23 protein-coding genes and 3 pseudogenes are annotated in these 25,436 nt (G+C 66.2%); 5 read left to right on the plus strand and 21 right to left on the minus strand.

The window, feature by feature from the left end; all coding sequences use genetic code 11:
- Nucleotides 1-47: 47 nt before the first annotated feature.
- The 11 genes from hflX to ndk form a co-directional block, all read right to left on the minus strand.
- Nucleotides 48-1,310, minus strand: a complete 1,263-nt coding sequence (gene hflX, locus ACW4E8_RS14185) for a GTPase HflX (protein WP_456805081.1) — start codon at nt 1,308-1,310, stop codon at nt 48-50.
- 225 nt (nt 1,311-1,535) lie between these two features.
- A complete protein-coding gene (gene hfq, locus ACW4E8_RS14190) occupies nt 1,536-1,775 on the minus strand; it encodes an RNA chaperone Hfq (RefSeq protein ID WP_010809431.1) in 240 nt (79 codons plus the stop codon).
- Between the two features lie 211 nt (nt 1,776-1,986).
- Complete coding sequence (gene der, locus ACW4E8_RS14195; RefSeq protein ID WP_456805082.1) at nt 1,987-3,330, minus strand: ribosome biogenesis GTPase Der; 1,344 nt, start codon at nt 3,328-3,330, stop codon at nt 1,987-1,989.
- 219 nt (nt 3,331-3,549) lie between these two features.
- Nucleotides 3,550-4,725 (minus strand): outer membrane protein assembly factor BamB, encoded by a 1,176-nt coding sequence (gene bamB, locus ACW4E8_RS14200; protein ID WP_456805083.1) that lies wholly within the window; start codon nt 4,723-4,725, stop codon nt 3,550-3,552.
- A gap of 68 nt (nt 4,726-4,793) precedes the next feature.
- A complete protein-coding gene (locus tag ACW4E8_RS14205) occupies nt 4,794-5,426 on the minus strand; it encodes a YfgM family protein (protein ID WP_456805084.1) in 633 nt (210 codons plus the stop codon).
- A gap of 70 nt (nt 5,427-5,496) precedes the next feature.
- A complete protein-coding gene (gene hisS, locus ACW4E8_RS14210) occupies nt 5,497-6,891 on the minus strand; it encodes a histidine--tRNA ligase (protein WP_456805085.1) in 1,395 nt (464 codons plus the stop codon).
- Nucleotides 6,892-6,930: 39 nt separating this feature from the next.
- Nucleotides 6,931-8,223, minus strand: coding sequence for a flavodoxin-dependent (E)-4-hydroxy-3-methylbut-2-enyl-diphosphate synthase (ispG, locus tag ACW4E8_RS14215; protein ID WP_456805086.1), 1,293 nt, complete (start codon nt 8,221-8,223; stop codon nt 6,931-6,933).
- Between the two features lie 48 nt (nt 8,224-8,271).
- Entirely contained in the window at nt 8,272-9,234 is a 963-nt protein-coding gene (locus tag ACW4E8_RS14220; RefSeq protein ID WP_456805087.1) for a helix-turn-helix domain-containing protein, read from the minus strand.
- The gene (pilW, locus tag ACW4E8_RS14225; protein ID WP_456805088.1) at nt 9,227-10,006 is read right to left on the minus strand and encodes a type IV pilus biogenesis/stability protein PilW; all 780 of its coding nucleotides are present in this window, start codon (nt 10,004-10,006) and stop codon (nt 9,227-9,229) included. The genes ACW4E8_RS14220 and pilW overlap by 8 nt, the downstream gene beginning before the upstream one ends.
- Nucleotides 10,003-11,157 carry a 23S rRNA (adenine(2503)-C(2))-methyltransferase RlmN gene (rlmN, locus tag ACW4E8_RS14230; RefSeq protein ID WP_456805089.1) on the minus strand — a complete coding sequence of 385 codons (1,155 nt, stop codon included), beginning with the start codon at nt 11,155-11,157 and terminating at the stop codon, nt 10,003-10,005. Before rlmN ends, pilW begins: the two co-directional genes overlap by 4 nt.
- A 53-nt stretch (nt 11,158-11,210) precedes the next feature.
- The gene (ndk, locus tag ACW4E8_RS14235; protein ID WP_456805090.1) at nt 11,211-11,636 is read right to left on the minus strand and encodes a nucleoside-diphosphate kinase; all 426 of its coding nucleotides are present in this window, start codon (nt 11,634-11,636) and stop codon (nt 11,211-11,213) included.
- A 374-nt stretch (nt 11,637-12,010) separates the two neighbouring features.
- On the opposite strand from ndk, the gene ACW4E8_RS14240 reads away from it, so the two are divergent.
- Nucleotides 12,011-12,715, plus strand: coding sequence for a Bax inhibitor-1/YccA family protein (locus ACW4E8_RS14240; RefSeq protein WP_010809421.1), 705 nt, complete (start codon nt 12,011-12,013; stop codon nt 12,713-12,715).
- 66 nt (nt 12,716-12,781) lie between these two features.
- On the opposite strand, the gene rlmD is transcribed toward ACW4E8_RS14240, so the two are convergent.
- Nucleotides 12,782-14,086: a 23S rRNA (uracil(1939)-C(5))-methyltransferase RlmD gene (gene rlmD, locus ACW4E8_RS14245; RefSeq protein WP_456805122.1), complete on the minus strand. Its 1,305-nt coding sequence runs from the start codon at nt 14,084-14,086 to the stop codon at nt 12,782-12,784.
- A gap of 257 nt (nt 14,087-14,343) precedes the next feature.
- On the opposite strand from rlmD, the gene ACW4E8_RS14250 reads away from it, so the two are divergent.
- A complete protein-coding gene (locus ACW4E8_RS14250) occupies nt 14,344-15,198 on the plus strand; it encodes an endonuclease/exonuclease/phosphatase family protein (RefSeq protein WP_456805091.1) in 855 nt (284 codons plus the stop codon).
- A gap of 27 nt (nt 15,199-15,225) precedes the next feature.
- Here ACW4E8_RS14250 and ACW4E8_RS14255 read toward each other — a convergent pair whose 3' ends face one another.
- From ACW4E8_RS14255 to surE, 5 genes are read right to left on the minus strand one after another with little or no spacing between them, the layout of a single operon-like run.
- Nucleotides 15,226-16,065 carry a 3'-5' exonuclease gene (locus ACW4E8_RS14255; RefSeq protein WP_013957227.1) on the minus strand — a complete coding sequence of 280 codons (840 nt, stop codon included), beginning with the start codon at nt 16,063-16,065 and terminating at the stop codon, nt 15,226-15,228.
- Nucleotides 16,062-17,240 carry an RNA polymerase sigma factor RpoS gene (rpoS, locus tag ACW4E8_RS14260; protein WP_456805092.1) on the minus strand — a complete coding sequence of 393 codons (1,179 nt, stop codon included), beginning with the start codon at nt 17,238-17,240 and terminating at the stop codon, nt 16,062-16,064. Before rpoS ends, ACW4E8_RS14255 begins: the two co-directional genes overlap by 4 nt.
- 6 nt (nt 17,241-17,246) lie before the next feature.
- A complete protein-coding gene (locus ACW4E8_RS14265; RefSeq protein ID WP_456805093.1) occupies nt 17,247-18,101 on the minus strand; it encodes a peptidoglycan DD-metalloendopeptidase family protein in 855 nt (284 codons plus the stop codon).
- 8 nt (nt 18,102-18,109) lie between these two features.
- A complete protein-coding gene (locus ACW4E8_RS14270; RefSeq protein WP_211979880.1) occupies nt 18,110-19,030 on the minus strand; it encodes a protein-L-isoaspartate(D-aspartate) O-methyltransferase in 921 nt (306 codons plus the stop codon).
- A 28-nt stretch (nt 19,031-19,058) separates the two neighbouring features.
- Nucleotides 19,059-19,811, minus strand: a complete 753-nt coding sequence (surE, locus tag ACW4E8_RS14275) for a 5'/3'-nucleotidase SurE (RefSeq protein WP_035826912.1) — start codon at nt 19,809-19,811, stop codon at nt 19,059-19,061.
- 207 nt (nt 19,812-20,018) lie between these two features.
- Between surE and ACW4E8_RS14280 the strand changes: the two genes are divergently transcribed.
- Nucleotides 20,019-20,993, plus strand: a complete 975-nt coding sequence (locus tag ACW4E8_RS14280) for an NADPH:quinone oxidoreductase family protein (protein WP_010814246.1) — start codon at nt 20,019-20,021, stop codon at nt 20,991-20,993.
- A 187-nt stretch (nt 20,994-21,180) separates the two neighbouring features.
- Here the strand turns inward: ACW4E8_RS14280 and ACW4E8_RS14285 are convergent.
- Together ACW4E8_RS14285 and tnpA are read right to left on the minus strand one after the other, a co-directional pair.
- Nucleotides 21,181-21,381, minus strand: a pseudogene (locus tag ACW4E8_RS14285) (porin); the annotation flags it as partial.
- Between the two features lie 77 nt (nt 21,382-21,458).
- Nucleotides 21,459-21,822: pseudogene (gene tnpA / locus ACW4E8_RS14290) on the minus strand (IS200/IS605 family transposase).
- A 69-nt stretch (nt 21,823-21,891) separates the two neighbouring features.
- On the opposite strand from tnpA, the gene ACW4E8_RS14295 reads away from it, so the two are divergent.
- Both ACW4E8_RS14295 and ACW4E8_RS14300 read left to right on the plus strand, forming a co-directional pair.
- Nucleotides 21,892-23,109 (plus strand): RNA-guided endonuclease InsQ/TnpB family protein, encoded by a 1,218-nt coding sequence (locus tag ACW4E8_RS14295; RefSeq protein ID WP_456805123.1) that lies wholly within the window; start codon nt 21,892-21,894, stop codon nt 23,107-23,109.
- Between the two features lie 162 nt (nt 23,110-23,271).
- Nucleotides 23,272-23,622, plus strand: a pseudogene (locus tag ACW4E8_RS14300) (sensor histidine kinase); the annotation flags it as partial.
- Between the two features lie 62 nt (nt 23,623-23,684).
- Here ACW4E8_RS14300 and ACW4E8_RS14305 read toward each other — a convergent pair.
- Nucleotides 23,685-24,476, minus strand: a complete 792-nt coding sequence (locus ACW4E8_RS14305; RefSeq protein ID WP_114132535.1) for an ABC transporter permease — start codon at nt 24,474-24,476, stop codon at nt 23,685-23,687.
- Between the two features lie 32 nt (nt 24,477-24,508).
- A complete protein-coding gene (locus tag ACW4E8_RS14310; protein WP_456805094.1) occupies nt 24,509-25,321 on the minus strand; it encodes an ABC transporter ATP-binding protein in 813 nt (270 codons plus the stop codon).
- Nucleotides 25,322-25,436 lie beyond the last annotated feature (115 nt).

The raw sequence follows: 25,436 nt of genomic DNA on the forward strand, positions 1-25,436 counted from the left end.
GCAGAACTGCCGGAGGACTGGCTGCGAACTGACGGCAAGTTGACAGGTTACAGCCTGCCCGAATCCCCCGCATCGGCGTCGTCGCTGCCGTCAGCCACGCCGCCACCATCTGCATTTTCATCATCGCCGGCATCGCCGTACTGCGGCACGTCGGCCAGGCGCGCATCATAGGGCTGCGGCTCGGGCGGACGGCTGGCCAGCCATTGCGCCACCTCGACCACGGCCTCGCGCAGCGCATCCAGGCCGATCCCCTCGCGCGCGCTCAGGAACACGCGGGTGGGGATGCCGTCCTCGTCGCGCTCCAGGCGCGGGCCCTGATCCAACAGCTCGGGCGCGGCATCGATCTTGTTCATCACCACAATCTGCGGGATGTCCAGCGCGTTGATTTCCGCCAGCACGCGATTGACCTGCTCGATCTGCTCGTGGCGCACCGGGCTCGATGCATCCACCACATGCAGCAGCAGGTCGGCATGCACGGTCTCGTCCAGCGTGGCGCGGAACGCCGCCACCAGTTGCGTGGGCAGGTCGCGGATAAAGCCGACCGTGTCGGACAGCACCACGTTGCCCAGGCCATCCAGGAACAGCCGGCGCGAGGTGGTGTCGAGCGTGGCGAATAGCTGGTCGGCCGCATAGGCGCCAGCCTTGGTCAGCGCATTGAACAGCGTCGACTTGCCCGCGTTGGTATAGCCCACCAGCGAAATGCTGAGCGTGTCATTGCGCGCGCGGGCGCGCCGCTGCGTGCTGTGCTGGCGCTGCAGCCGCGAAAGATCGGACTTGAGCCGCTTGGCGCGCTCGTCCAGCATGCGCCGGTCCAGTTCGAGCTGGCGCTCGCCAGGGCCGCCGCGCATGCCGATGCCGCCCTTCTGCCGCTCCAGGTGGCTCCACGCGCGGACCAGCCGCGACGCGCGGTACTGGACCTGCGCCAGCTCCACCTGCACCTTGCCGACGTGGCTCTGCGCGCGCTGCCCGAAGATGTCCAGGATCAGGCCGGTGCGGTCGATCACGTGGCGGTTCAGGAAGCGCTCCAGGTTGCGCTGCTGCGCCGGGCTCAGGGCGTGGTTGAACACGACCACGTCGGCATCCAGGGCGTCGGCGGCCTCCTTCAGCTCCTCGGCCTTGCCCGAGCCGATGAACAGCGCCGGATCCGGCCGCGAGCGGCGGCCCGTCAGCGTATGCACCGGCAGCGAGCCGGCGGTAGAGGTCAGCAGCGCCAGTTCGCTGAGGCTTTCCTGGAAATCATGCTTGCCGAAGTCGACGCCGACGAGAATGGCGCGCGAAGGGGCGGTATTGGAAGTGGCTCTGGGGTCCAAGGGAGGGCGCGAAAGCGCAGGGAAAAACGGGTTCAGGGGGAAGGCGGGCGGATGTCGGACACTGTCCTGGCCCCTGCCGGGACAGGCCGCCGCATGGTGCGGAACGTGGCGGCAGCGGCGGCTGCGTTGGCAACCGCCGGGCCGCGCGGCACCGGACGCGATGGCGCACCGGCGCCGGGCATCGGTGCGGCGCCGCGGGGCGCCCGCACGATGCCCGCAAGGAGATCAGGCCTCGGCGGCGTCATCCACGCGGAAATTGACCGCGCGTGCAGGAACGACAGTGGAAATCGCATGCTTGTAGACCATCTGCGTCACGGTGTTGCGCAGCAGGACGACATACTGGTCGAACGATTCGATATTGCCTTGCAGCTTGATGCCATTGACGAGGTAGATGGAAACCGGCACGTGCTCTTTGCGCAGCGCGTTCAGGAACGGGTCTTGTAGCAGTTGCCCTTTGTTGCTCATGGCACACTCCAAATTTATAGGTTTAGTGATGAATGATGGGGATGGAAATCCCCGGTTCAAGTCAGTCGGCGCAAAAACGCGCCAGAAAAAAGATCAAAAACGGTACCAAGTCGGCGTCAATGCACAGGGAACCCCCTGCTACCGCAAATTTAGCCGCAGTTCCAAACGAACGCAAACGAAAACTTGCCCCGCCAGGGATCCGATTCCGGACTCAATCCTTCGAGTCCGCGAACGGATTTTTGTTCGTACGAAATTCGATGCGAAGAGGGGTGCCCTTGAGCTTGAATGCCGTACGGAAACGATTTTCCAGGTAACGCCGGTAGGTTTCCGCAACGCCCGACAGCGCATTGCCGTGGATCACGATAATGGGCGGATTCGAGCCGCCCTGGTGCGCGTAGCGCAGCTTGGGCCGCGATGCACCGACCCGCTTGGGCTGCTGGAATTCCACCGCTTCCTGCAGCACACGCGTGAGCTGCGGCGTCGGCAGCTTGACCATCGCCGCGGCGAACGCGTCATCGACCGAACGCATCAGCGCGCCAATGCCGGTACGCTCGCGCGCCGAGACAAAATGGAAATTCGCGAAGCTCAGGAATTGCAGCTTGCGTTCCAGGTCGTGCTTGATGCGGTCGCGGGCATGGCCGTCCAGCCCATCCCATTTATTGACGCCCACCACCAGCGCGCGGCCCGACTCCACGATAAAGCCGGCGATATGCGCGTCCTGCTCGGAAATATCCTGTTGCGCATCGAGCAGCAGGATCACCACATTGGCATCGGCGATCGACTGCAGCGTCTTGACCACCGAGAACTTCTCGATCGCCTCGAACACCTTGCCGCGCCGGCGCAAGCCCGCCGTGTCGATCAGCGTGTAGGGCTTGCCGCCGCGCTCGAACTCCACGTAGATGGCATCCCGGGTGGTGCCGGGCATGTCGAACGCGATCACGCGCTCTTCACCGATCAGCGTGTTGACCAGCGTGGATTTCCCCACATTGGGGCGCCCGACGATGGCAATCTTGACGCCCTTGCCTTCGTCCGAAATCTCTTCGGCCAGCTCGGGGCGCTCCTGGACCGCGAGCTGGATGGCCTCGTCGACCAGTTCGCTCACGCCATCGCCGTGGGCAGCGGAGATCGCGTACGGATCGCCCATGCCCAGCTCATAGAAATCGGCCGCCACCGAGGTGTACTTCATGCCCTCGGCCTTGTTGACCGCCAGCATGATGCGCCGGCCGGTCTTGCGCAGGTAGTCGGCAATGGCGCGGTCCTGCGGCGCCAGTCCCAGGCGGCCGTCGACGATGAAGATCACCACGTCGGCCTCGACCACGGCCTGCTTGGTCTGCTTGGCCATCTCGGCGACGATGCCTTCCTTGACCACCGGCTCAAAGCCGCCGGTGTCGATGGCGATGAACGGACGTTCGCCGATGCGCCCTTCCCCGTAATGGCGGTCGCGCGTCAGGCCCGGCAGGTCGGCGACAAGGGCGTCGCGCGATCGGGTCATGCGGTTGAATAGCGTCGACTTGCCCACATTGGGGCGGCCGACAAGTGCGATAACTGGTTTCATGCAATAAACGGAAACGGGGGCCGGCACGCCGCCCCCCGGTAACTCCGGAGTCAATGGATCCGACGGCACGCCGCGCCACCTGGGCGCGGTCTGCCGCTTGTCCTGTCGGGCGCGGCGCCGGGTCAACGGACCCGCTGCAATTGCCGCGCTAAGGATCATGCTACCGGATTCGGCGCTGGCCGTACCGACAGGTGTACGGCAGCGCGCATTGGATACCTGTCAGCCAGGCTGGAAACCGTAGACGTCGCCGTCGCGGGTCTGGATTACCATGGTCTGCCCCGCCACCACGGGCGCGGCGGTGATGGCACTGCCATCGGTCTTCATGCGTGCGATGACCTGGCCGTCTTCGCGCGACAGAAAGTGTACATAGCCTTCAAAGTCGCCCATCACCACCGAGCGGCCCAGGGCCATCGGCGCGCCCAGGCGGCGGTTGCGCAGGTCGTTGTTCTTCCAGCGCTCGTTGCCGTTCTGGCGGTCGAACGCATGCACGACCGACTGCTCGTCGCTGGCGTAAATCGCATTGTCATCCTGCGCCGGACCGCTCGGCGACGAGAAATCCTTGCCCCACTGCGGCTGCCCGCTGGCCAGCTCCAGGCAGGCCACCCGGCCCTGGAAGGTGGTGGCGCAGACCTGGCGCCCGCTCACCATCGGCAGGCCGGTGACGTCGTTCAGGCGCTCGATCTCCGACACGCCCTTCGGGTACGAGACCGCGCTCTCCCAGCGCAGCACGCCGTTGCCCGGCGTCAGCACGCCCAGCTTGCCGCCGGGGAAGCCCATCACGATGCCGTCGCCGGCAAACACCATCCCCATCGACGCGCGCAGGTTCAGCGGCGTCTGCGAACGCTGGTAGATCCAGCGGCGCTCGCCGGTCTCGGCGTCCAGGCCGAATACGCGCGTGTCGGTGGTGCGCACCACCACCAGGCCATTGCCGACCAGCGGCGCCGACAGCACCTCGCCGTTGACCTGCTTCTTCCAGATCTGCTTGCCGCTGGCGTCAAAGGCATAGATGGCGCCCTTCTCGCCGGCGACCGCCGTCACCGAACCATCGCTGCCCGGGCCGGAGGTCAGGTCCAGGTCGGCCTTGGCCTTCCACAGCACGCGCCCGCTGGCGCCTTCCAGCGCCATCACGTTGCCGTTGTTGGACGACACGTAGACGTTGTTGCCCGCCGCGGCCGGCTGCATCGAATAGGGGCCGCTCTTGCCCACGTCGGCCTTCCAGGCCTGGCGCACCGACAGCGTGCCCGAGACCGGCTTGAGCTCGGCGGGCGGGTGCTTGTTTTCCTTGCTGAACAGCGAGCAGCCGCCCAGTGTGGCCAGGCAGGCAACCGCCACCAGCGCACGGGTCATGGTGCGGGCGGGCTGGCGATGTACGGCACGGGAAAGCACTGACGTCATAGGGTTACGGTCCTGTTTATACGATCCGCTGGATATGCGGTGTTTGCACGCGTTCGGGAGCGGCCGGATCAGGCCGTGCCCAGCGCATCGAGCTTGAACTGGATGATCTGGCGCATCGCCGGCTCGGCCTGGCCCAGCTTGTCCAGCGCCTTGCGATAGGCCGTGCGCGCATCGTCGCGCTTGTCCTGCGCGGCCAGCAGGTCACCGCGGCGGTCGGCATACAGCGCCACGAACGCTGCCGGCGGTTCATCCTTGAGCAGCGCCAGGCCCTTGTCGTAGGCCTTCTCGTCGAGCAGCACGCCGGCCAGGCGCACGCGCGCCAGGTGCGAGTATGCTTCATCGCCGTGGTCGATGGCCCACTGCAGCTGGCTCTTGGCCGCGGCCAGGTCGCCCGCATCGTACAGCACGCGGCTTGCTACCAGCGCGCTCATCTGGCCATAGGCGGTGCGGCCGTACTTGTCTTCCAGGTCGGTCGCGGCGCGCTTGATGCGTTCGATGTCGCGCGCCTCGGCGGCCTTGAGCACCTGCTCGTACAGCACCGCGGCCTCGCCGGCCTGCCTGCGTTCCCAGTACTTCCAGCCGTTCCAGCCGGCGAACGCCAGCAGCGCGACGATCAGCACCCAGGTCAGCGCATTGCCGTACTGGCGCCACCAGGCCTTCAGATTCTCAAGCTGTTCCTGTTCTTCTAGATCGTAAGCCATGTCGAGGCAATCACCTGCGTTGGGTTGGGTACTCGTGTACTGGGGGTTTTCCGGCTGGCCCGCGCGCGATTTATTCGCTGGCGCCGACCATGGCGTCGATCAGGTAATCGACCAGGCCTTCGGCCGGCACGGTGGCCTGCTGCCCACCGCCTTCGGCCTGCTCGCGCTGGCGAAGTTCCTTGACCTGGACCACGCCGGCGGCCACTTCGTCCTCGCCAATGATAACGGCATAGGCCGCGCCACTTGTGTCGGCGCGCTTCATCTGCGACTTGAAGCTGCCGCCCTTGCCGTCGGGGCTGGCGTGCAGCACCACGTCCAGGCCCGCGTCGCGCAGCCGTTCCGCGGCGATCATCGCCTGCTGCGCCGCGGCTTCGCCCTGGTGCACCAGGTAGACGTCGCAGCCCACCGCTTCGGGCACCACGCCCTCTTCGCGGATCAGCTCGATGATGCGCTCGATGCCCATGGCCCAGCCGCAGGCCGGCGCCGGCTTGCCGCCCATCTGCGCGATCAGCGGGTCATAGCGCCCGCCGCCGGCAATGGTGCCCTGCGCGCCCAGCTTGTCGGTGATCCACTCGAACACCGTCAGGTTGTAGTAGTCCAGGCCACGCACCAGGCGCGGGTTGATCTTGAACGGGATGTTGTTGGCCTTGAGCAGGCGCTGCACACCCTCGAAGTGCGCCAGCGACTCTTCGCCCAGGAAGTCGATCAGCTTGGGCGCGTTGGCCGCCATCTCCTGCAGCGCCGGGTTCTTGGTGTCCAGCACGCGCAGCGGGTTGGTGTACAGGCGGCGCTTGCTGTCGTCGTCCAGGATGTCCTGGAAGCCTTCCAGGTACTTGATCAGCTGTTCGCGGTGCGCGGCGCGTTCATGGGCCTGCCCCAGCGAATTGAGCTCCAGGCGCACGCCAACCAGGCCCAGGTCGTCCCACAGGCGCTGGCACATCAGGATGATTTCCGCATCCACGTCCGGGCCGGCAAAGCCCAACGCCTCGGCGCCGAGCTGGTGGAACTGGCGGTAGCGGCCGCGCTGCGGGCGCTCGTGGCGGAACATCGGGCCGGTGTACCACAGGCGCTTGGGGCCGTCGTACAGCAGGTTGTGCTCGATGGTGGCGCGCACGGCCGCGGCAGTGCCTTCGGGGCGCAGCGTCAACTGCTCGCCGTTGAGCGAATCGGTGAAGGAGTACATCTCCTTCTCGACGATGTCGGTGACCTCGCCGATGCCGCGCACGAACAGCTGCGTTTGCTCGACGATCGGCGTGCGGATCTGCTGGTAGCCGTAGGCGCGCAGCATGGCGCGTGCGGCATTCTCGAAATGCTCCCACAGCGGCGCGTCCGCCGGCAGCATGTCGTTCATGCCCTTCACGCCCTGCAGGGCCTTGGCGGGGCGCACTTTCTCCCCGGCTTTCTGCTCGGCCTTCAGTTCGGTCTTCTCACCGCCTGCGGCGGCCACGTTCTCGGATTGCGTCATTCTGTTCTTGTCAGGCTGCTGGCACCCGGCCGGTCCGGCTCAGGCTGCCACTTCTTTGTCGGCCCGCGCAGCGCCCGGGCCGTAATGCGTGCGAACGTATTCGTCTACGATCGCCTGGAACTCTTCTGCAATGCGCTCGCCGCGCAGCGTCTTCACCTTGACGCCGTCGACGAACACCGGTGCCGCCGGCGATTCACCCGAGCCCGGCAGCGAGATGCCGATATTGGCGTGCTTGCTCTCGCCCGGGCCGTTGACGATGCAGCCCATCACGGCCACATCCATTTCCTCGACGCCCGGGTAGGCGGTCTTCCAGTGCGGCATCTGCTCGCGCAGGTAGGCCTGGATGCTGGCCGCCAGCTCCTGGAACACCGTGCTGGTGGTGCGCCCGCAGCCCGGGCATGCAATCACCATCGGGGTGAAGTTGCGCATGCCCATGGTCTGCAGGATCTCCTGCCCCACGTACACCTCTTTCTCGCGCGGCGCGCCGGGTTCAGGCGTCAGCGAGATGCGGATGGTGTCGCCGATGCCTTCCTGCAGCAGCACTGACAGCGCCGCGGTCGAGGCCACGATGCCCTTGCTGCCCATGCCGGCCTCTGTCAGCCCGAGGTGCAGCGCGTAGTCGCAGCGGCGTGCCAGTTCGCGGTAGACCGCGACCAGCTCCTGCACCTGCGACACCTTGCACGACAGGATGATCTGGTCGCCCGGCAGGCCGATTTCCTCGGCCTTCTTCGCCGAATCGATGGCCGAGGTGATCAGCGCCTCGATCATCACGCTCTGCGCCGGCCACGGCTCGGCGCGCCCGGCGTTCTCGTCCATGATCCGTGCCAGCAGGTCCTGGTCCAGGCTGCCCCAGTTCACGCCGATGCGCACCGGCTTGTTGTAGCGGCACGCCATCTCGATCATCTGCGCGAACTGCGTGTCGCGCTTGGCGCCCTGGCCGACATTGCCGGGGTTGATCCGGTACTTGGACAGCGCCTCGGCACAGGCCGGATAGTCCTGCAGCAGCTTGTGGCCGTTGTAGTGGAAGTCGCCCACCAGCGGCACATCCACGCCCATGCGGTCGAGCTGCTCGCGGACCGACGGCACCGCAGCAGCCGCCTCGGGCGTGTTCACCGTGATGCGCACGATTTCCGAACCCGCGCGCGCCAGTTCCTTGACCTGGATGGCCGTGCCGATGGCATCGACCGTATCCGTGTTGGTCATCGACTGCACGCGTACCGGTGCGCCACCGCCGATGGTCACCACGTTGTCGGCCCACGCGACGCGCGCCTGGCGCGTCTGGCGGCGCGGCAGCGGACCGGGCAGGACCGGGAGACAGAGCTGTTGGTTCATAGCGTTACCACCTTGCAAAGACGCACCTTGCCGCACCTTGCGCCCGCGTCAGGGCAGCGTCAGGCGCGCCACGTTGTTGCGGTTGGCTGCCTTCAGGTCGACCGGCGTGCCTTTGCGCGTCAGCGACTCGACGCCCTTGACGTTGCCGATCACCACCTTGTACGGGGCCGTGCCGCCACCGGCCATGGTCTGGCCAGCCTTGGCGGTACCGCCCATGACGATCTTGCCGCTATTGTCCCGGATCTCATACCAGGTATCGGCGGCAAAGCGGATCTGCAGTTCGCCCTCGCCTGCTGGCGCAGCCGGTGCAGCCGGTGCCGTGGCAGCAGCAGGCGCGGAAACGGCTGCGGGCGCCACCGCGGCCGCGGCACTGGCCGGAGCGGTTTCGGCAGACGGCGCCGGCGAATCGCTGGCGGCCATGACCGGCGGCAGCGCCGCCGTCACGGTGCCGGCTTCCGTGCTCTGGATCACGGCAGGCGCTTCAGCCGTTACGGTCTCGGCAGCGCTGCTGCGCGCTTCGATCCATGCGCGGATATGGTCAAGCCCGAACCAGCCGCCCGCGGCCACCAACACGGCTACCAGCGCCAGCCAGACCCAGCGGCCGCCGCTGCCGCCCGAGCGGAAGCGGTTGCGGTCGTCGAAGGCCGCATTGATGCCACCCTCGCGCTGCCGGGCAATTTCCGCCACCTGCGCCACCGGGCGCGGCTGGAAGCGTGCCAGCAGCGGGTCGATGTCGACGTGCAGCATGCGCGCATAGGCACGCATCACGCCCTTGGCGAAGGTCACGTCGGGCAGTGCCTGCAGGTTGCCGGCCTCGATCGCGCGCAGCTTGCCTGCAGCCACCTTCAGCCGCGCGCTGACGTCTTCCACCGACATCCGCTGCGCCTCGCGCTCGCGCGCCAGCGCTGCGCCGATCTCGCGTGCGGCAGCTTCGCGTTCTCCTTCGTGCGCGCCCCCGCCGACTTGTTGCGTCGGTACGGCCTGGCTTGCGGCGCGGTCGTGCTCACTCATCCCATGCTCCTTGTTCGTAGGCGGTCAACTCACGCGAGTCGGGGAAGCGGCTGCGCAGTTGCGCCCCAAGCGCATCCTGCGTGCGGCTGTCGCCCTGACGGTGGGCAATGCGCGCTCCCAGCCAGAGGGATTGCGCATTGACAAATTGGCTGCTGTTGACGCGCTGGACATACTGCCGGGCCTGCGCGAAGTCGCCGCGCCGGTAGAAGACCAGCGCGAGGTTGGTGTTGGCCACCGGGTTGTTGCGGTCGTAGCCGAGCGCGGCCTTCAGGTTCTTTTCCGCTTCGGCGCTGTGGCCCTGGCGCAGCTCGCACGCACCCAGGCTGATCAGCGGCTTGGCGGGGCCGCCTGCGGACGGCGCCGACATCGCGCGCTGCAGCATCGGCACGGCCTCGCCGTAGCGCCCTTCCTGGCACAGGAACCAGCCGTAGTTGTTGAGCAGGTCGCCGTCGTTGGCACGCATCGACACCGCCGTGCGGAAGCTGTCGTCGGCCAGCGTCCGCTCATTCATGTTCATGTAGATCAGCGCGCGCACATGGTAGGCGTCGGCGACCGTCGGATCGATGGCAATGGCCTGCTTGATCTCGTCAAGGGCGACCGTGTTCTGGCCGGCCTCCAGATAGTTGGTGGCCAGCTGCAGCCGGATGCCGGCGCGGCGCCTTGCATCGGTCTGGTCGGAAGCGGTCTGGGGATCCTGCGCCGGCGCAAGCGGCAGCTGGCAGCCGGACAACATCAGCAGCCCCAGCAGGGCCGCAGCGATCAGACGGATCATGCAGGGCGAACCTCCCGAGGCTGGCCGGAAGCAGTGACCGGCACCAGTGGCGTGATCTTGCCGAACTTGCCGCGCTCAGCCAGGCGCGTGCGGTCCTTCACTTCCCCGGCCAGCTGGCCGCAGGCGGCGTCGATATCGTCGCCGCGGGTCTTGCGGATGGTGGTCACGATGCCTGCATCCATCAGCACCTGCGCGAAGCGCCGGATCTGATCGTTGTTGGAACGCTTCAGGCCCGATTCGGGGAACGGATTGAACGGGATCAGGTTGAACTTGCACGGCACGTCGGCCACAACCTTCAGCAGTTCCCGCGCATGCTCGACGCCGTCGTTGACGCCATCCAGCATGCAATATTCGAAAGTAATGAAATCGCGCGGCGCGAATTCCAGGTAGCGGCGGCATGCCGCCATCAGTTCGGCCAGCGGGTACTTCTTGTTCAGCGGCACCAGCACGTCGCGCAGGGCGTCGTTGGACGCGTGCAGCGACACGGCAAGCGCTACCGGCAGGTCCTTGGACAGCCGGTCCATCATCGGCACCACGCCGGAGGTGGACAGCGTCACGCGGCGGCGCGACAGGCCGTAGGCGTTGTCGTCGAGCATCAGGCGCATGGCCGGCACGACGGCGTCGTAGTTCAGCAGCGGCTCGCCCATGCCCATCATCACCACGTTGGAGATGACGCGGTCGTCCTTGGGGCCGCGGCCCAGTTGTTCGCGCATGGCGAACTCTGCCATCCACAGCTGGCCGATGATTTCACCGGTGCTGAGGTTGCGCGAAAAGCCTTGCTTGCCGGTGGAACAGAACCGGCAGTTGACGGCGCATCCCGCCTGCGAGGAAACGCACAGCGTGCCGCGCGTTTCCTCTGGGATGTAGACCGTTTCCACCGCGTTGCCCTGGCCGACGTCGAGCAGCCACTTGCGCGTGCCGTCGGCCGACAGGTTGTCGGTGATGGCGGCAGGCGCGCGGATCTCGGCCCGCGTCGCGAGCTTTTCGCGCAGCGACTTGGCGAGATCCGACATGGCGTCGAAACGGCTGGCACCGTAGTGGTGGATCCAGCGTTGCAGTTGCCGCGCACGGAACGGCTTCTCGCCGAGCTCGCCGCAATAAGCGGTGAGCGCGTCCGCGTCGAGGTCGAGCAGGTTGACGAGAGCGTTCATGACGGCAAACTCAGCTTCGGTGTCAGTCTAGTCCTGGCAGCAGCGCCGGACAATCAGCGGCTGTAGACGTTCATGCCCGGGAAGAAGAACGACACTTCCACGGCAGCCGTTTCAGCAGCGTCCGAGCCGTGCACGGCGTTGGCGTCGATGCTGTCGGCGAAATCGGCGCGGATGGTGCCCTTCTCGGCCTTCTTCGGGTCGGTGGCGCCCATCAGGTCGCGGTGCTTGGCGACGGCGTTCTCGCCTTCCAGGGCCTGGATAATGACCGGGCCGGAAATCATGAAGTCCACCAGGTCCTTGAAGAACGGACGCTCCTTGTGGACAGCGTAGAACTGCTCGGCTTCGCCGCGCGACAGGTGCACCATCTTGGCAGCAACGATCTTCAGGCCGGCGGCCTCGAAACGGGCGTAGATCTGGCCAATAACGTTCTTGGCCACGGCATCCGGCTTGATAATCGACAGGGTGCGTTCGATCGCCATGAAAAACTCCGAAAAATGAAGGGGTTACAAATGGATTAAACGTGCGATTCTAGCACGAAGACTATGACCCTTTCGAGGGTCTTCCCTGCTCTGCCGTGTGTCAGGCCGCCCTTGCCGCACAACCCGGCATCACGTAGATCAAAGAGCACATTACAACCTTGTCATGCCAGGAACACGCCGCCCCGGCTAACATCCAATGTGAGCGGCACCGAACGGGCGCAAAGCATGCGCGAGGTGACTCCTGGGTTACCCCGCCCTTGCAATTCGGCCTCCCAGGTGCCACATTGACGATGGTTCCGTCCGGGTTCCATACGAATCTTCGCATCCGAAGCCTCGCAGCCCCGGCGCCTCACCGTTTTGAGACAGGAGTCACCATGGATAACAAGCTGAACACCTACGGTTTCGGCAACAGTGCGTCGACCGTCACTGACGTCGTCGTTCGCAACCGGGTCTTGCGCAACACTTACTGGCTGCTGGCCCTCTCGATGATCCCCACCGTGCTCGGCGCGTGGATCGGCGTGGCCACCGGCTTCAGCTTCATGGCGGGCAACCCCTTCCTGTCGCTGATCCTGTTCCTGGGCATTGCGTTCGGGTTCTTCTACGGCATCGAGAAGACCAAGAACAGCAGCATGGGCGTGGTCCTGCTGCTGGCCTTCACGTTTTTCATGGGGCTGATGCTGTCGCGGCTGATCGGCGTGACGCTGCAGTTCTCCAACGGGCCGGCGCTGATCATGTATGCCTTTGGCGGCACGGCGGCGGTGTTCGGCGCCATGGCGACCATCGCCACGGTCAGCAAGCGTGATTTCTCCGGCCTGGGCAAGTTCCTGTTCGTCGGCGTGATCCTGCTGATCCTGGCCAGCGTCGCCAATATCTGGCTGCAGCTGCCCTCGCTGATGATCACGGTGTCGGTGATCGCGATCGGCATCTTCTCGGCGTACATCCTGTTCGATGTGCAGCGCGTGGTGAACGGCGGCGAGACCAACTACATCACCGCTACGCTGGCAATCTACCTGGACGTGTACAACGTCTTCGTCAACCTGCTGGCGCTGCTGGGCATCTTCGGCGGCAGCCGCGAGTGACGGCAAACGCCGCAGCATGAAAAACCGGCCTGATGGCCGGTTTTTCTTTTGGTGCGCCCTGCGCGATCAGCCGCGATCGAACACCGCGATCGACTCCACGTGCGAGGTATGCGGGAACATGTTGACCACGCCCGCGCCGCTCAGCCGGTAGCCGGCCTCGTGCACCAGCAGGCCGGCGTCGCGCGCCAGCGTGGCGGGGCTGCACGAGACGTAGACGATGCGCTGCGGCAGCACGTCGCTGCCCTGCTGCGCCAGTTCGCCCAGCGCCTTGCACACGGCCAGCGCGCCTTCGCGCGGCGGGTCGACCAGCCAGCGGTCAAAGCGGCCCAGCGCGGCAATGTCCTCGGCCGTGACCTCGAACAGGTTGCGGCAGGCAAACTCGGTCCCGGCCGCCAGCCCGTTGTATTCGGCGTTGGCCAGCGCACGCGTGGTCAGCGCCTCGCTGCCTTCGATGCCCATCACCGACTTGCCCTGCGTGGCCAGCGGCAGCGTGAAGTTGCCGATGCCGCAGAACAGGTCGAGCAGGCGGTCCTGCGGCTGCGCGTCCAGCAAACGCAGCGCCCGGGCGATCAGCACGCGGTTGATCTGGTGGTTCACCTGAGTGAAGTCGGTCGGCTTGAACGGCATGCGGATGCCGAACTCCGGCAGCGTATAGGCCAGCTCGACATCGGCCGGGTAGAACGGGTAGACCGTATCCGGACCCTTGGGCTGCAGCCAGAACTGCACCTGGTGCTGGTCGGCGAAGGCGCGCAGCAGGTCCTTGTCGGCATCGGTCAGCGGCTCCAGGATGCGCAGCACCAGCGCGGTGACTTCCTGCCCCACGGCCAGCTCGATCTGCGGCATGCGGTCGCGGATCGACAGCCCCATCACCAGCTCGCGCAGCGGCACCAGCATGGCCGACACATGCGGCGGCAGGATCTCGCAGCGGGTCATGTCGGCCACGTAGCTGCTCTTGCGCTCGTGGAAGCCGACCAGCACTCCGCCCTTCTTGGCCACATGGCGCACAGTCAGCCGCGCGCGGTAGCGATAGCCCCAGTCCGGCCCGGCGATGGGACGGAACACCACGTCGGGCTTAACCTTGGACAGGTGCCACAGGTTGTCTTCCAGCACGCGCTGCTTGATCGCCAGCTGGGCGCGCGAATCGAGATGCTGCATCGAGCACCCGCCGCAGACCCCAAAATGCTGGCAGCCGGGCTTCACGCGCATCACCGATTCCTGCCGGACCTCGACCAGGTGGGCCTGCTCGTAGCTGGGCTTGCGGCGAAAGCTGCGGTAGCTGACGGTCTCGCCGGGCAGCGCGCCCTCGACGAAGATCACCTTGCCGGGCGTGCCGTCCTCGTTCACCAGGCGGCCAACGCCGCGGGCCTCCATGTCGAGGCTGTCGATCGACACCACGGGATCGGCCGCGGGGGCGCCAGCGTCGGCGGCAGCGCGGACACGGGACTCTTCTGCGACGGGAGCAGCACCTTGATCGGCTACAGCGGCCGGGGCTGCCGGCGTTTCTTGTGGGGAGGACACGGCTTGGGACACCAGACGAAACCTGACGTATTGTTTTGCGAAAGCGGGATTGTATGCCAGACCGGGCCCGCACCGGTGGCAGCAGCCTGACGATACGACGGAGACGGCAAATGGAACTGATTTCGTGGAATATCCAATGGGGCCGCGGCGCCGACGGGCATGTCGACCTGGGGCGCCAGGTCGACACCCTGCGCGGCATTGCCGACGCCGACGTAATCTGCATGCAGGAGGTCACGCGCGGGTTCGGCGAACTGCGCGGCAGCCCGGGTGAAGACCAGGTGGCGGAGTTGACCGCACTGCTGCCCGGCTACCACCTGCTCTACGCGCCGGGTGTCGACCGGCGCACCGCCAACGGAGGGCGCAAGCAGTTCGGCAACCTGATCGCCACGCGCCTGCCAGTGCGCGAAGTCTTCCGCCACGCCCTGCCCTGGCCGGCGGATCCGCAGGTCGCCTCGATGCCGCGCGTGGCACTGGAAGCCACGGTCGAGGTCGGCACCCGGCCGCTGCGCGTGATCTGCACGCACCTGGAGTATTACTCATCACACCAGCGCGCCGCCCAGGCCGAAGCCTTGCGCACCTGGCACGCTGAAGCCTGCGACCATGCGCGCCGCCCCGGCCGCAGCGAGAAATCGCCGGGCCCGTTCACGCCCGAGCCGCGCCCGGCCGAGGCCGTCCTGTGCGGCGACTTCAACAGCAAACCCGACGATATCGCCTACCGCCGTGTGCTCGAGCCCTATGACGATGCCACGCCGCCCTGGCGCGATGCCTGGCTGCACACACACCCAGGCCTGCCGCATGCGCCGACCTGCGCCCTGTACGACAAGGAGCAATGGCCGGAGCCGCCGTTCGCCTGCGATTTCATGTTCGTGACGGAGAATCTCGCCGGGCGTATCCGGCGCTGCGAGGTCGATGCCGATACGGCCGACTCGGACCACCAGCCGATCCTGCTGTCGCTGGATCTGTGAATCCGTGTCGGCGCGTCGCCGGCGTCCTCAGTCTTCGAGGTCTTCGGCTTCGGGCGTGAGACGCTGCAGCCGGAATGCCTGCAGGTATTCCATCCACTGCTCGCCGGGCAGCTCGGCCAATGACTCCTGGACGAACTCCATCTCGACGTCGAACTCGCGCGGCGACATGCCGCCGCGCATCAGCTGGAAGCGGCAGTACATCAGGTAGGTGTTGACGACGTCGGTCTCACAGTAGGCGCGGATCTCGTCGAGCTGGCCGGCCTGGAAAGCCTGCCAGACCTTGCTGCCGTCCATCCCCATCTTGCCGGGGAAGCCGCACAGCTTGGCCAGGTCATCCAGCGGCGCGCTGGCGCGGGGCTGGTACATGGCCAGCAGGTCCATCAGGTCCAGGTGCCGCATGTGGTAGCGGCTGATGTAGTTGTTCCACTTGAAGTCGCGGCTGTCGTCGTCGCGGCCCTCTCCCATCTCCCAGTAGCGCGGCGCGGTGACGCCGTTGACCAGGCCGCGATAGTGCAGCACCGGCAGGTCGAAGCCGCCGCCGTTCCATGAAACCAGTTGCGGACTGTAGCGCGCGATCAGTTCATAGAACTTCTGGATCAGCGTGGCCTCGCCGTCTTCCGGCGTGCCCAGCGAGCCGACGTGGAACACCGCCGAGCCGTCGCGGTGTGTGCGGCGCAGCACGCAGGAAATCGCGGCGATGCGCTGCAGGTAGTGCGGCAGAAAATCGCTGCCGGTCTTTTCGCGGCGGGCGGCAAACGCATGCTCGGCGACTTCAGCGTCGCTCATCGCATCGGGATGGTCATGCAAACGGCGCAGGCCGGCAACATCGGGAATGGTCTCGATGTCGAATACCAGCACAGGGGTCATAGAACAGCGTCCTTCCTGACACCTTGCGAAGCGAAATGCCGCTTGAGCTTGACAAGCGCCTCCTGCTGGATCTGGCGCACGCGCTCGCGCGTGAGGCCCATTTCCTCGGCGAGCTCTTCCAGCGTGGCGGGCTCGATATGGTTGAGGCCGAAGCGGCGCTCAACCACATAGCGATGCTTTTCCGACAGGCGCGCCAGCCAGAGCTTCATCAGCCCTTCCAGCTCGCGGTGCGCCACCTCCTGGTCGGGGGCGGCGTTGTGCTCGTCGGAGAGGAAATCCAGGAGGCTCGAGCCGGGATCGAGATCGAACGGCGTATCGAGCGAGGTGGTATGTTCGTTGAGTGCCAGGACGTCCTGCACTTCGTCCGGCGTCTTGCCCAGCAGGTGGGCGATGTCTTCAAGGCTGGCGTCGCGCCCGTCGGTGCCGCCCTTCTCCAGATGGCGCTTGGCGCGCAGCACCTGGTTGAGTTCGCGGATCACGTGGACCGGCAGGCGGACCGTGCGCGCCTGGTTCATGATGGCGCGCTCGATGCTTTGGCGGATCCACCAGGTCGCGTACGTCGAGAAGCGGAAACCGCGCGACGGATCGAATTTTTCGATCGCGTGCATCAGGCCCAGGTTGCCTTCCTCGATCAGGTCGAGCAGCGGCACGCCGCGATTGAGGTAGCCCTTGGCGATGCTGACCACCAGCCGCAGGTTGCGCTCGATCATGACCTGGCGCGCGGCAAAGTCGCCGTCCTTGGCCAGCGTGGAAAAATGCAGTTCTTCCGGGGCCGACAAGAGCGGCTTGATGCTGATGCGGTTCAGGTAGTGCTGGACGGTGTCCGCGGCCAGCTCGGTATGCAGCACGGTGCGGAAATCATCATGCTCGGCGACGGCGCCGTCGGTGCCATTTTCCGCGCTCTCTTCTTCCTCGTCTTCCGACTCGTCCTCTTCGTCGTCGCGCACGATGCGCTCATTGTCGTCGGCAAGCAGGTCGGCCTCGCGCAGGCCCACCGAAGCGGACGTGGCGATGGGCTCGTCGGTCACGGGAATCAGTTCGGCGGCGAGATCAGGCTCGAAGCCTTCGGCAGCGGCGCGCGCGTCGGGATGTGCCACACCAGCCTTCACTTCCGGCTGCTTGGGACGGCGCGCCCTGCTGACGGTTCCGGAGGAGACAGTTTTCTGGCGTGGCATGAACCCTCACTGTGGCGGCAGGTACCGCATCGGATCAACCGGTTTTCCGTTCTTGCGAACTTCGAAGTGAAGCTTTACCCGGTCGGTATCACTGTTGCCCATCTCCGCAATCTTCTGGCCTTTTCGGACCGCGGATTGCTCAGCCACGAGCACCTTGTCGTTGTGCCCGTAAGCAGTAAGAAATGTCTCGTTGTGTTTGATGATGACAAGATTCCCGTAGCCGCGCAAGGGGCCAACGTGAATCACCCGGCCATCGTCCGCGGCCAGCACCGCATCGCCCTTCCTGCCCGCAATATCAATGCCTTTATTGCCCTTGTCGTCGAATTTCCCGACCGTCTGGCCGGTTGCCGGCCAGGCAAGCTTCATCGAGCCATCGGCGACCGGCGCCGCGGCGGGCGCGGTGGGCGTTGCCGCAGGCGCCGAAGCGGCCGCAGCCGGCGGCACCGGCGTGGCGGCCGGGCGGGCCTGGTCGATCGGCTGCGCCTGCACCGTGCCCGGCGCCACCGGCATGGTGGCCACGCCGGGCGCAGTGTTGACGTCGGCACCCGGCGGCACGATGCGCAGCAGCTGGCCGACCTCGATCTGGTTCACATTGGTCAGGTTGTTCCACGTTGCCACATCGCGATACGACTGGCCGTGTTCCAGCGCGATACGGTAAAGGGTATCGCCTCGCTTGACCCGATAGTATCCGGGGGGCGCCGGTTCCAGCGTCGCGGCCGTGGTACCGGAAGTGGAGGTACGGTCAACCACAGGTGCCGGCATCGGCGAATTGGCGCAGGCGGCCAGCAGGGCCGTCAGCGCCGAGGCCGCAAAAAGTTGTCCGGCGCGTGCGAAATATTGCGATTTCACGATGTTGTGCATAGTTCGACTCAGATGGTGCCCGATTTTAAGGGCACAAAGAAAACGGCTTCAAGCGCGGTTCTGTGAAAGCGATGGCGGTTGCGCCGCTCGATCAGCAACAGCTGCTGCGTGACGGTCTGGCCCGGCACGCCCGCCGGCGGCATCACCGCCACCGGGGCGATCAGGCGCCCGCCGATGGCCAGCTGCTCCAGCAGCGCCTCGGGCACCTCCATGCCGGCGGCGGCCAGGATGATGGCCGAAAACGGCGCCGCCTGGGGCAGCCCCAGCATGCCGTCACCGTAGTGCAGGCGCAGGTTGGGCACGCGCAGCGGCCGCAGGTTCGCCTTGGCCTGCTCGTGCAGCGGGCGGATGCGCTCGATCGAGAAGACTTCGCGCGCCACCTGGCTCAGCACCGCGGCCTGGTAGCCGCAGCCGGTGCCGATCTCGAGCACGCGCTCCAGCGGCGCGTCGGCGGCCAGGCCCTCGCGCAGCAGCTCGATCATGCGCGCCACCACCGACGGCTTGGAAATGGTCTGCTGGTGGCCGATCGGCAGCGCGGCGTCCTCATACGCCTGCGATGCCAGCCCCGGCTCGACGAACAGGTGGCGTGGCACGGTGGCGATGGCCGACAGCACGCGCTCGTCGCGGATGCCCGCGGCACGCAGCCGCGCCGCCAGCGCCACGCGCGCGCGCGCCGAGGCCATGCCGCCGCCGCCCGCGGTGGCCGCCGAGGCGCGTTGCTCGACCGCGCTTGCAGGCACCGGCGCGGGCGCCGGTGCGGCGGTGCGCGGCAGGCGCGGCTTGGCCGGCTTGGCTGGCGTGGGTGTGGGCGCGGCCGGCCGCGGCGTGCCCACGGCAGGCATGCCGGCGGTGCGGGCCGGTGCGGGCTTGCGCTCGACTACCGCATCGAGCGGCAGCGGAAACTTGTTGCGACGGGGCGTGGAGCTCATCGGGGGCGCGACACTGCGGATCGGTGGCCTACTTCAGCCACTGGTCGAGCGCGTCGAGCTGCCCGCGGTGCGTCAGGTCGAGCTGCAACGGCGTGAGCGAGACATAGCCCGCCGCGGTTGCATGGAAATCGGTGCCCTCGCTGGCATCGCGCGCATCGCCCGCCGGGCCGATCCAGTAGTTGGTGTCGCCGCGCGGATTGACCTGCGTGATCACCGGCTGCGACGGATGGCGCTTGCCCAGGCGCGTGGCGCGGTAGCCCTTGATATGTTCGAACGGCAGGTTCGGGATATTGACGTTGAGCAGGAACGGCTCGGCCGGCGGCGTGCCGATGATGCGCTCCACCACGGTGCGCGCCACGCGTGCCGCGGCGTCCAGGTGCTCCCAGCCCTTGTCCACCTGCGAGAAGGCGACCGACGGAATGCCCAGCAGGTAGCCCTCGATGGCGGCGGCGACGGTGCCGGAGTACAGCACGTCTTCGCCCATGTTCTGTCCCTGGTTGATGCCGGACACCACCAGGTCGGGTTTCTCTTCCAGCAGGCCCGTCAGCGCGATATGCACGCAGTCGGTCGGCGTTCCGTTGACGAAGCGAAAACCTTTTTGCACGCCTTCGCGCGCTTCGTAGATCGACAGCGGGCGCTGCAGGGTCAGGGAATTGGAGGCACCGCTATGGTTCTGCTCCGGTGCGATGACCGTGATCCGGCCCAGCGGCGCGAGCGCGGCATGCAAAACGGCCAGTCCCGGCGCGAGATAACCGTCGTCGTTGGCGAGAAGGATATGCATGGCGCGATTGTACCTGAGCGCGCGAGCGCAAGCGGCCCGTGCGCCGCCCTGAAAGCACGTTTCTGGCGCTGTATGCAGGCCGCAAATAACCACCTCCATCGCTTAGGCATGGAACAGAACGACCGTGCTATTTCTGCGCTACACTTGCCCTGCCCGCCCGCATAAGCTTGACTGGCGTGAAATGCCACCAACATCACCGGAGACAAGATGAAAGCCGTACTGTGCAAAGCCTGGGGCCCGCCCGATTCGCTGACCATCGAAACCCTGCCCGACCTGGTGCCGGCCAAGGGCGAAGTGGTCATCGACGTCAAGGCGGCCGCCGTCAACTTCCCGGATGTGCTCATCATCCAGAACAAATACCAGGCCAAGCCTGCCCTGCCGTTCAGCCCGGGCTCGGAGCTGGCCGGCGTGGTCAATGCGGTCGGCGAAGGCGTCACCCATGTCAAGCCCGGCGACAAGGTGATCGCCTACCTGGGCAACGGCGCGTTCGCCAGCCAGGCCAAGGCGCCGGCGGCGTCGGTGGTGCCGATGCCTCCCGGCATCGACTTCGAGACCGCGGCGGCCTTCACGCTGACCTACGGCACCTCGCACCACGCGGTCATCGACCGGGGCGAGCTGAAGGCCGGCCAGACCATGCTGGTGCTCGGCGCGGCCGGCGGCGTGGGACTGGCGGCGATCGAGATCGGCAAGGCCATCGGCGCGCGCGTGATCGCGGCTGCCTCGACCGACGAAAAGCTGGCGGTGTGCAAGGAGCACGGCGCCGATGCGCTGATCAACTACAGCACCGAAGACCTGCGCGAGCGCATCAAGGCGCTGACCGACGGCAAGGGCCCGGACGTGATCTATGACCCGGTGGGCGGCATCTATGCCGAACCGGCCTTCCGCTCGATCGGATGGCGCGGCCGCTACCTGGTGGTGGGTTTTGCCAACGGCGAGATCCCGAAGCTGCCGCTGAATCTGGCGCTGCTCAAGGGCGCCTCGCTGGTGGGCGTGTTCTGGGGCGACTTCGTGCGGCGCGAGCCCAAGGCCAACCAGGCCAATATGGCGCAGATGCTGGGCTGGATGAAGGAAGGCAAGATCCGCCCGCATATCTCGGCGCGCTATCCGCTGGAGCAGGCCCCGCAGGCGCTCAAGGACATGGAAGCGCGCAAGGTCACCGGCAAGATCGTGATCGTGCCCTGAGCGGCACGCACGCCGGCGGCGCGCTCTGCCCGCCGGTAAAAGAAGGGCGCAAGGCGTGCGGCTACGCCCTGCGCCCGGCTGAGGCAACACGCCTCAAGCTGCCAGCCGCCCTGGATGGCGCACACCCATGCGCCAGGCGGCGGGCAGTTCCCAACAGGCCGATGCGGCCATTCAGGCCGCCCTTTCCTCAGAAGCGATGCTGCAGGCCGGCCATGACGCCGGTCTGGTTGTTGGCGAAGCCGACCAGGTCGCGCGAGACGCTGACGTTCTGCCCGTTGCGCGCATCGGCATAGCCGACCGACAGGTAGGCCAGCGTGCGCTTGGACAGCGCGTACTGGCCGCGCAGCGAGAACAGGATCGGGTCGGCGTTGTTGCCGCCCTTGATCGAGATGCGCGGCATACTCCGCCCTTCAGGGCGGGGAAGGATAGCGCGACGGGGAGGCGGCTCAATGCTGCCGTAACCGTCTAATGCGGCATCCTCTTCCGCTCGATGTACTGGCGCACGATCTCGATGGGTGCTCCGCCACAACTTCCGGCGAAGTGGGATGGCGACCATAGCGCACCACCCCACAGTTTCTGGCGGATACTGGGATAGCGCTTCTGCTGGATCATGCGACTGGAAACACCATCGGGGCTGTTCACCAGAAAGGGAGAGTCGGAGACGTCGGGTGGATAGCTCATTAGCAGATGAATGGTCGCCCTCGCCGTCGCACTCCACCCGTTTGGACTGGAAACCCTTCGCCGGCATAGACGACCCGAAAGGCGTCTGACGTTTCCTTAGTGAACACGTGGCGCCGATACTGGTCACGAAGACCAAGTCGACATGCATCAAGCAAGCACAGTGGCGACCTTACAGAGTTTCACGTTTGGGCTCTTCGGCCACATGTACATTGGCACGATGCAGCGACTCCAGGCCTTCAAGTTCGAACTGATGCCGCGCGGTGAACAGCAGCGCGACATGCACCGATTCGCCGGATCGTGCCGGTTCGTCTACAACAAGGCGCTGGCGCTACAGATCAAAAACTACGAGGCTGGCGGCAAGTTCATCAGCTATGTGGCCATGGCAAAGCGTCTCACCGAGTGGCGCAATGGACCTGAAACACCTTGGCTCAAGGACTCCCCGGTGCACCCGCTGCAACACGCGCTCAAGGAGCTGGAGCGAGCCTACAAGAACTTTTTCGCTAAACGGGCCGCACATCCTCGCTTCAAGAAGAAGGGGCGGCGCGACAGCTTTCGCTACCCCGACCCGAAGCAGATCAAGCTGGATCAGGCCAACAGTCGCATCTTCCTGCCCAAGCTCGGATGGATTCGATACCGCAGCAGCCGGAATGTGCCTGGCGAGGTGCGCAACGCCACGGTATCTCTGAATGCGGGCAAATGGTTTGTCTCGATCCAAACCGCGCGTGCGGTGGAGAAGCCGGTGCCGCAAGCAACCAGCGCAGTCGGCATCGATGTTGGCATTACCCGATTCGCTACGTTCAGCGATGGTACGTTCCTCGCCCCGCTCAACAGTTTCAAACGGCACGAAGCCAGACTGCACCGCGCTCAACGGGCGATGAGCCGCAAGACGAAGTTCAGCAAAAACTGGAGGAAGGCGAAAGCCAGAGTCCAGCGCATCCATGCCCGCATCGGCAACGCCCGCCGCGATTACCTGCACAAGGCCACGACCACGATCAGCAAAAACCACGCGATGGTCTGTATCGAGGACTTGCAGGTACGGAACATGTCCAGGTCGGCGGCGGGAACAGGCGAAAGCCCAGGCGCGAATGTTCGGGCTAAGTCCGGCCTGAACAAGGCCATTCTCGACCAGGGCTGGTTCGAGTTCCGCCGGCAGTTGGCGTACAAGCTGGCGTGGAACGGGGGCTGGCTTATCGCTGTGCCACCGCAGAACACGAGCAGGACGTGTCCGTGCTGCGGTCAGGTGTCGGCGCAAAACCGTACGATGCAGGCAAGATTCTCCTGCGTCGAGTGCGGATTCGGGGAAAACGCCGATGTGGTCGGAGCGATCAACATTCTGGCGCGGGGACACCGCGTTGCAGCCTGTGGAGAGTCGGTGCAGTCGGACCGCTCGGTGAAGCAGGAACCCACCGCAGCGACTGCGCAACTCATCGCGTAGCGCCAAAGGAATCCCCTCCCTTTCCGCCGTAAGGCGATGGCCGCAGGCCGAGGGAGGGGAGGATGTCAAGTTCTGCTTGTAGACCGCGCCGAACAGCGTGAAGGGCGGCTTGAAGTCATAGCTGGCGCCGGCATGGATCCCCTGGATGTAGTCCCTGGCGTCGGCCGGCGAGTGCTGCTGCAGAAATTAACAGGCAACCTGATCGACAATGCGATCCGCTACGCCGGCCGCGGCGCCATGGTCACGGTGCGCGTGGCGCTGGACGGCGGCGCGCCGCGGCTGCAGGTGATCGACAATGGCCCCGGCATTGCGCCGGCAGAGCGCGATGCGGTGTTCCGGCGCTTCTATCGCGGCGAGAGCGGACAGTCCGTGGAAGGCACCGGGCTAGGGCTGTCGATCGTGCGCGAGATTGCGCGGCTGCATGGTGCAGCGGTGGTGCTGGGGGATACGCCGGGAGGCGGGCTGACCGTATCGGTCTGCTTTGATACGCCTGAGGCAGGCGCCGCAGGCTGAGCGCTGCCGGCAAAGCAAAAGGGCGGCCGCAGCCGCCCTTCCCTTCGCATCGGCGCTTCAGTTCAGAGCTTCTCCGTCTCCCCGCTCTGCGGCTGCCACTTCATCAGCCGCTTCTCACCCATGCCAACCATCCAGTCCAGCACCAGCGCAAACGCCGTCAGCACCACGATGCCGGCAAACACGGTATTGATGTCGAACGTGCCTTCAGCCTGCAGGATCAGGTAGCCCACGCCGCGCGCCGAGCCCAGGTATTCGCCCACCACCGCGCCCACGAAGGCCAGGCCCACCGAGGTATGCAGCGACGAGAACACCCAGCTGGTGGCGCTGGGCAGGTAGACATGGCGCAGCAGCTGCTTCTGGTTTGCGCCCAGCATGCGCGCGTTGGCCAGCACCACCGGGCTCACTTCCTTGACGCCCTGGTAGACGTTGAAGAAGACGATGAAGAACACCAGCGTCACCGCCAGCGCCACCTTCGACCAGATGCCCAGGCCGAACCAGACCGCGAAGATCGGTGCCAGGATCACGCGCGGCATCGAGTTCATGGCCTTGACGTAGGGATCGAGGATGGCTGAGGTCAGCGGGCTCAGCGCCAGCCACAGGCCCACGCCCAGCCCCGCCACCGTGCCGATACCGAAGGCCAGCACGGTTTCGATCAGCGTCACGCCCAGGTGCAGGTAGATATCGCGCTCGACGATAAACCAGCTCCAGATGCGCTGCGCCACCATCAGCGGTTCGCCGAAGAAAAAGGCAACCTGCTGCGAGCGCGTGGCCATATGCCACACGCCGAGGATCACCACCAGGACGAGCAGCTGCCACACGCGCAGCATGCCCTTGGAGTCGTTACGGAATGCCATCGTGAATTCAGGTCTTGTTGTGATGGGAAGGCTCAGGCCACCTTGAGCTGCTGGGCATAGCCCTTGAGCACTTCTTCGCGCAGCACGTCCCAGATCGCGGCGTGCAGTTCGACAAAGCGCGGATGGTTGCGGATCTCGGCCACGTCGCGCGGACGCGGCAGGTCGATGGCAAACTCGCCGATCGGGTGCGTGCCGGGGCCGGCCGAGAGCACCACCACGCGGTCGCTCATGGCGATGGCCTCGTCCAGGTCGTGGGTGATGAAGAGCACGGCCTTGCGCTTGGCGGCCCACAGCTCCAGCACCTCGTTCTCCATCAGCTGGCGGGTCTGGATATCCAGCGCCGAGAACGGCTCGTCCATCAGGATGATGTCCGGGTCCAGCACCAGCGTCTGCGCCAGCGCGACACGCTTGCGCATGCCGCCCGAGAGCTGGTGCGGGTAGCGGTCGCCGAAGCCGCCCAGGCCCACGCGGCGCAGCCATTCTTCGCCCTGCTGCACGGCCTCGGCGCGCGCCACGCCGCGGAACTCCAGGCCGGCGACGACGTTGTCCAGCGCGCTGCGCCAGGGCATCAGCGCCTCGGTCTGGAACATATAGCCGGCGCGGCGGTTGATGCCGCGCAGCGGCTCGCCGAACACGCGCACCTCGCCGCTGGAGGGTTCCAGCAGGCCGGCGCCGACGTTCAGCAGCGTGGACTTGCCGCAGCCGGTCGGGCCGACCACGGAAAGGAATTCGCCGGGCTGGATCGACAGCGTGACGTCCTTGACCGCGGTATAGCGCTGGCTGCGGTCATCGCGCGAGACAAAGGTGCAGGTGACCTTGTCGAGGGAAAGTGCGGGAGTGCTCATGGTGAACCGTCTCGGTCCCGCCGTGGCGGCGCCGGGGCGCGCGCGCGGGCGGGTGATGATGGATTGGCCGTCAATGCGTCAAAGCAAAGGCCCGCTGCGGACAGCGGGCCGATGG

The sequence above is a fragment of the Cupriavidus sp. CP313 genome (assembly GCF_054072015.1).